The organism is Paenibacillus pasadenensis DSM 19293 (assembly GCF_000422485.1).
GTDB lineage: Bacteria > Bacillota > Bacilli > Paenibacillales > Paenibacillaceae > Paenibacillus_O > Paenibacillus_O pasadenensis.
In genome coordinates this window covers 39,478-45,477 of sequence record NZ_KE383859.1, presented here as the reverse complement: position 1 = coordinate 45,477, position 6,000 = coordinate 39,478, and the positions used below count along the sequence as shown (strand labels likewise).

4 protein-coding genes are annotated in these 6,000 nt (G+C 71.0%); all 4 read right to left on the bottom strand.

Annotated features, from left to right (window positions below; all coding sequences use genetic code 11):
• Window positions 1–440 precede the first annotated feature (440 nt).
• The 4 genes from H582_RS0123520 to H582_RS0123505 all read right to left on the bottom strand — a co-directional run bounded on the left by H582_RS0123520 (window position 441) and on the right by H582_RS0123505 (window position 5,977).
• Window positions 441–1,352, bottom strand: a complete 912-nt coding sequence (locus H582_RS0123520) for a hypothetical protein (protein ID WP_028600492.1) — start codon at window positions 1,350–1,352, stop codon at window positions 441–443.
• 43 nt (window positions 1,353–1,395) lie between these two features.
• Window positions 1,396–2,601 (bottom strand): copper amine oxidase N-terminal domain-containing protein, encoded by a 1,206-nt coding sequence (locus H582_RS0123515; RefSeq protein ID WP_028600491.1) that lies wholly within the window; start codon window positions 2,599–2,601, stop codon window positions 1,396–1,398.
• A 6-nt stretch (window positions 2,602–2,607) separates the two neighbouring features.
• Window positions 2,608–3,162, bottom strand: a complete 555-nt coding sequence (locus tag H582_RS0123510) for a hypothetical protein (protein ID WP_028600490.1) — start codon at window positions 3,160–3,162, stop codon at window positions 2,608–2,610.
• Between the two features lie 94 nt (window positions 3,163–3,256).
• Entirely contained in the window at window positions 3,257–5,977 is a 2,721-nt protein-coding gene (locus H582_RS0123505; protein ID WP_028600489.1) for an S-layer homology domain-containing protein, read from the bottom strand.
• Between the last annotated feature and the right edge of the window lie 23 nt (window positions 5,978–6,000).

Below are 6,000 nucleotides of genomic sequence, written 5' to 3'. Positions count from 1 at the left end.
GCGCGGAAAAACCGCGCGTAGCTTGCCGCTGCGGTCTGGGCGCGCCGCCTATGCGCGGAAAAACCGCGCGCAGCTTGCCGCTGCGGCCTGGGCGCGCCGCCTATGCGCGGAAAAACCGCGCATGCGGAAGCAACGAACAGGCTGGCCGAGGTCAGATATCGACCTGCGGGACAGCCCTCTTGAAGTTGCGGCCCCTTTCGCTTGCCAGCCAACGCCCACGGCCCGTCGCGGATCAGGCGCCGGCCGTCGCGGAACACGCCCTAGGGCACGCTCTAGGGCACGCTCTAGGGCACGCTCTAGGGCGTGTTTGCATACTCCGAAGGAGGCAGATAGGGCCGGATTTTTGATCCCTGCAGGAATGCAGGCATAGGCGTACCCAGGGGTACGTCGAGCCTGCGTGACGAAGCAGAGGGCAAAAAGGCGGGGATAGATGCCCCTAACTAACTAAGCGGGTCTGCAGCCGACGCCAAGGCGTCGAGCTGCTTGCTCAGCCCGGCGCGCAGCAGCTCGCGGGACTGCTCGTAGCTCTGCTTCCACTTGCTGCGCTCGCTCTCAGGGACATTCGCCTGCTCCGCCTCCGCGATCAGCCGGTCGAAGCGGCTGCGGCAGCCAGATTCGGCAGCCTCCATCTCGCCGGCAAGCTCCGCGCCGGCCTGCTGCCGCTGCTGCTCCGTCAGCTCTCCGCTCCTCGCCTCGCGGAGCCGTGCCTCGCCTTCCTGGAGCACCGAGGCTCCCGCCGAGACGCATTGCTCGCGGATCGTTTCCAGCCTCCGCTCGTAGACGGCAGTGTCCGGCTCGGCACTCGCGGCCGGCGGCTTCGCCGCAGACGGCGCCGCCGATGGAGCAGCTCCCGCCGGCTGTCCGGCCGACTGCCCTCCCGCAGGCGAAGGCCCGCCCGCTCCCGCGCCGCCTGGCCGAGAAGCCTCCTTCGCGATGCCGCCCGCTCCCGCGCCGGCCGACTGGGATGCTTCCTCCGCGTCGCCTTCGGCACCGGCGGCGGCCGACTGGGGAGCTTCGCCGGAAGCTTCCTTCGCAGCGTCGCCGGCACCAGCGGCGAGCGGAGGCGCAGCTTCGGCCGCTCCGTCTCCGCTCGCCGCCGCGCCGCTCGCCCCCGTGCCCTCGCCAGGGTCCGCTGCTGCGCCTGCCGGCGAGGGCGCGGGAGCCGCGGAGCGCTGCGGCAGCAGCGCCATCGCCGTCTCCGTCGTTCCCCGTTCCAGCTCGCGATGATTCAGATACCCGAGCACGGCCGGCACGACGGCCGCCGCCATCGCCAGCGCGAGCAGCAGGCGCCCGGCCCGGGGCCCTCCGCGGCCGACGACGGAACGTTTCTTGCGCTTGTTTCGATGGCCCATGATGACCGTCCCCTCTTTCGCTTATGCTGCGCGCGTCCTTGAATCAGCCGAGCAGTCCCTCCAGCAGCGCGCGCCCTTCCGCCAGTTCCCGTTCATATTCCTTGCGGTATTCCTGCAGACGCTCGGTCGAATAGCCCCCGGCCTCCAGCTTCGCTCTCGTCCCGCTCATGATGCGCTCGAACGCAGCGTCGCAAGCCGCGAATACGGCTTCTCCTTCCTGCCGCGCCTTCGCCTTCTCCGCGCCCGTGGAGGCGGACGAGTAGCGCAGCGCGAGCGCGACGAGATCGCTGCGGCATTTGCCGCGCAGCGCGTCAGCTTCGCTCCTTGCCTGGCGATGGATCTCCTCCTCCGATGCCGAAGGAGACGGCGTCGGCGTTGCGCCTGGAGACGGCGTCGGCGTTGCGCCTGGAGATGGCGTCGGCGTCGCGCCTGGAGACGGCGATGCCGTCGGCGACGGAGCCGGAGAGCCCGGAGGCGCCGATGGAGCCGGAGAGGCGCTCGGCGCAGGCGTTGCCGGAGGCGGAGCCCAGCCTCCTCCGCCTCCGCCTGCAGGCGGGACGGCCGGAGACGGCGAAGCGGTCGGGGCCGGCGACGAGGCTCCGCCGGCCGGCGGAGCGGCGACGTCCTCCCCGCCGCTCAGTCCGTCCTCGGCCCCGCCGCCGCTGCCGGCTTGCGCTTCCGGCGTGATGTCGACGCGCAGCCGCTTGCCGTCCCAGGCGACGGACGCTCCCGTCAGCTCCGCGGCGAAGCGCAGCGGGACGTAAAGCGTGCCTTTGGCGATGAATACTTGCTGCCCGGACGGAAGCGCGGCCTCCTGCCCGAAGGCGTGGAAGCGGACCGGGACCGGCGTCAGGGCAAGCTTGACGCCTCCGTCCGCCGAGCGGCCTTCCGCCTTGAGCCGAGCGGCCAGCTTCGCCGCCAGCGCCTGGCGCCCGGCATCGGACGGCTGCTGCAGCGACAGCTTCTTGGCGGCGTTGTCCCACGCCGCCTCCAGTCCGAGCGCCTCCGACGCCGCCCGCAGCGGCAGGTACGTCCTTCCTTCATGCAAAAAGACCGAGCTCCCCTTGTCCAGCACGAGCACCTGGCCCCCGACCGCGATCGTCGCCGGCAGCGACAGCGCCGACACCGTCTTCGCCGCTGCCGCGGCCTTGGCGGCCGGAGCGGCCGCCGAGGATCCCGCCGCTGCGGGCGAGAACAGCAGCAGCGCGGCCGCCAGCAGCGCCCCTTTGCTTGCCCCATTCCGATTCATATCCGATCAGCCTCCTTCATCCTTCTTGTCCAGCGCCTTGCGCGCGAGCTCGCGCAGCCGGCCGTAATCGGCCTCGTCCAGTCCGGCCCGCAGCTTGCGCTTGATCTGCTCCTTCTCCTCCGCCGTCACCCCGCCTGCGGCGAGCCGCAGCAGGCCGAGCGCCTCCTGCCGGTCCATCGCGCCGGCGACGATGGAGAGCGCTTCCCGCTTCTCGGCTGCGGACAGCCGGGCGGCAGCGTCGGCATAGGCCGCCGGCACTGCCGGCGCGGCTGCCGCGCCGGACGGGCCGCCGCTCGCCTCGGAGCCGGCCGCTGCCGGAGCCCCTTCCGCCTCCAGCGGCGGGGCGGCAGCGCCCGCAGCGGGCGGGACCGCTCCCGCCAGGAGCGGATCGCCTGCGGCCGCTGCCGAAGCTCCCGCCTCCGCCGCCAGCTGGGGAGCGAGCTGCTCCATGAAGGCGGCCAGCGCCTTGTCGGCGGCGCGCTCGGCGGCGATCCAGCCTCCGCCTCCGAGCAGCAGCGCGGCCGCGAGGCCGATCAGCAGCCTTTTCACGCGCTTGCGCATGATCCATCCTCCTTCCCCGCAACGAAAGCAAGGGCGGACGCCGAACGGATGTCCCTCCGTCCGGCGAAGGCTCCGCCCCCGCGATTCGATTCGGCTACAGCTGCTTGGCGGCGCGGTACAGCATCGCCGACGCCTCGGCGCGCGAAGCCTGCTGCTGCGGCTTCAGCTCGCCGCCGCCGCCGATGATGCCGAGCTGCGCGGCGATCGCTACGGCCGGCTTCAGCGAAGCGCTGACGGAAGCCCGGTCCTTGAAGCTCGCGAGCGCCTGCTCGGTGAGCAGCGACGTCGGATAGCCGCCCGCCTGCTGGAGCGCGCGCGCGATCATCGCGGCCATCTCCTGGCGGCTGATCGCCGCATGCGGAGCGAAGCTGTCGGCGCTGCGGCCGCTCGTGATGCCGCTCGCTGCCGCCGTGCCCACATACGGAGCGAACCAGTCGGACTCGCGGACATCCTTGAACGTCAGCGGCACCGCGTCGGCGCCAAGGTTGAACGTGCGCACGAGCATCTTGGCGAACTCGGCGCGCGTCACGCTGCGCGACGGCTCGAAGGCGCCGGCCGAAACGCCGTTCATGATGCCTTTGGCCGCCATCGTCTCGATCGTCGTCCGCGCCCAGTGCGAGGCCGGAATGTCCTTGAACGCCACCCGGTTCTCGACGACCGCGTACACCGAGCCGGCATCCTGCACGTCCGCCGAGTAGACCGAGCCCGCGACGCCCGACTGGAAGTCGGCTGCCCGGCCCGCCCGGATCTTGACGAGGCTCAGCCGGTCGGCGTCGACCGATCCGGAACGCGAGAGCGGCAGCTCGAGCCGCACCGGCCTGCCGAAGCTCGTAATCTTGCGGCCGGACTGCTCGATCTCGTACGTGTACGCTCTCGACGCCAGCGGCAGGCTGGAGGCGGAGGTGACGGCGCTGTCCTGCAGGCGGCTCAAGGTGATCGACAGCTTGCCGGTCCGCGCCGCCACCGGTACGGAGACGCGCGCGCCCTCCGCTTGGAGCCCGATGAAGTCGATGCCGCTGCTCTTGGCCGACTCCAGCACCTCGGCCGGGATGTCGAGCGACCAGCTGTCGGCCTGCTCGGTCTCGAAGTCAAGCTCCGCGCTCACCCGCAGCGAGCTCGTGCCGGCCTGTCCGGCTCCCTCGAAATCGGCGAGCGCGCCTTTGATCTGGGCCGCCGCGTCCGAGATGGCCGAAAACTGGCTGCCCGCCTCCTCGGCGTTCCACTCGGCGCTGAAGGCTCCGGCCGAGCGCGGCGTCGGCGCCGGCACCTTGATCTTGCCGATCGCATCGAGCGCTTCCTGCGCCGCCTTGAACGCCTCGCGGATCAGCTTCAGCTTCTCGCTGATCGAGCTCGTGGCGTTGTAGCGTTGCTTGATCGACTCGAGCTTGGCGAAATACTGCTGCAGGATCGCCGCGATCTGCTCCGCTACGCTGCCCGGACCGGTGTTGCCCGGCTCCTCGCCGGACCCGCCTCCGCTGCCCGGGGTCGGCGTCGGGAAGCCGGGGAACCCGGGGAACCCGGGAAAGCCCGGGAAGCCGCCTCCGCCAGGGTCCGGCGTCGGACTTGGCGTCGGAGACGCGCTCGGCGTCGGCGTTGGAGACTCGCTCGGTGTCGGCGTCGGAGACGCGCTTGGCGTCGGTGTCGGAGACTCGCTCGGCGTCGGCGTCGGAGACGCGCTTGGCGTCGGCGTCGGGGACTCGCTCGGCGTCGGCGTCGGAGACGCGCTTGGCGTCGGCGTCGCGCCTTCGGCCGTCAGCGTAATCTCCTTTTGGAAGATGACCTTGTCCGGGCCGCCGTACGGGTTGAGCAGCCGGGCCTGGATGACCGCGCTCCCCGAGGAGGCGCTGCCGGGGATCGTAACGATGCCGCTGCCCGTGACGGCCACGTCGTCGCTGCCGGACAGCTTGGCCCAGGTGAGCGCTACCGAAGGAATGGCGATGCCGCTGACGGTCAGCGAGTATTGATGCTGCCGTCCCTGCTGGGACACCTGCACCTGCTCGGCGCTCGTCAGCCGCATGAGCGCGACGAGCAGCGCCGACGCGGCCGGCTTCTCGTACGCGAGCCGCTCCTGGAAGCCCACCATCGTCTGCTGCAGGTCCATGCTCGTAATGCCGTACTCCTGCAGCATCGCGGCGAACGTATATTCGTCCGTGCGGGCGAGCAGGTCGTTCAGCACGCGCAGCATGAGCTCGTTGCGCTTCTGCGGCTCGTAGAGCAGCTGGAACAGCTGCGCCTGGCTGAGCTCGGCGATACGCTTGCGCACGGTGCCCTCGACGCCGAGGCGCGAGCCGCCGTCGCCGTAGAAGAACGCGACGACCTCGTCCATCGTCAGATCGCTGTCGCCGCCCGCGCGCACGATCGCGGCCAGCGCCGCGCGGTAGTCGGCGTTGGAGCGCAGCTTGCGCAGGTCGTCGTAGGTAGGACGGTACGTCAGCGCGAGCGTGTCGCGGTACAGCGCGAACAGGTTGTTCCGGATGAACTCGCGGTCCGCCGAAGCCGGCAGCTTGGCGTCGATCTTGTCCCATACCGGCGCGGCGAGCTGGAACTCGGCGGCCGGATCGAGCGCCTCGAGCTCCTCGCGGAAGCGAAGCACGTCCTGCAGGTCGGCCGGATCTCCGGCCAGCAGCGCTTCATGCAGCGCGTACAGCTGCGCCAGCGCGCCGTCGATGTTCGGCGGCTGCGGCAGCGAGCCGGCCGCGCTGGCGATGCCGCCGCCGGACAGGGAAGAAAGCGCGGCCGAAGGCAGCGCGGACAACGGGCCGGCCGCCATGACAGCGGCGAGCATGGCCAGAGACAGCTTGCGATGATTCGTCATAGGTTTCCTCACCTCGATTGTTC

Coding starts and splice junctions, on each gene's coding strand:
- H582_RS0123505 (WP_028600489.1), bottom strand. CDS start 5,977: ATGACGAATCATCGCAAGCTGTCTCTGGCCATGCTCGCCGCTGTCATG.
- H582_RS0123520 (WP_028600492.1), bottom strand. CDS start 1,352: ATGGGCCATCGAAACAAGCGCAAGAAACGTTCCGTCGTCGGCCGCGGA.
- H582_RS0123515 (WP_028600491.1), bottom strand. CDS start 2,601: ATGAATCGGAATGGGGCAAGCAAAGGGGCGCTGCTGGCGGCCGCGCTG.
- H582_RS0123510 (WP_028600490.1), bottom strand. CDS start 3,162: ATGCGCAAGCGCGTGAAAAGGCTGCTGATCGGCCTCGCGGCCGCGCTG.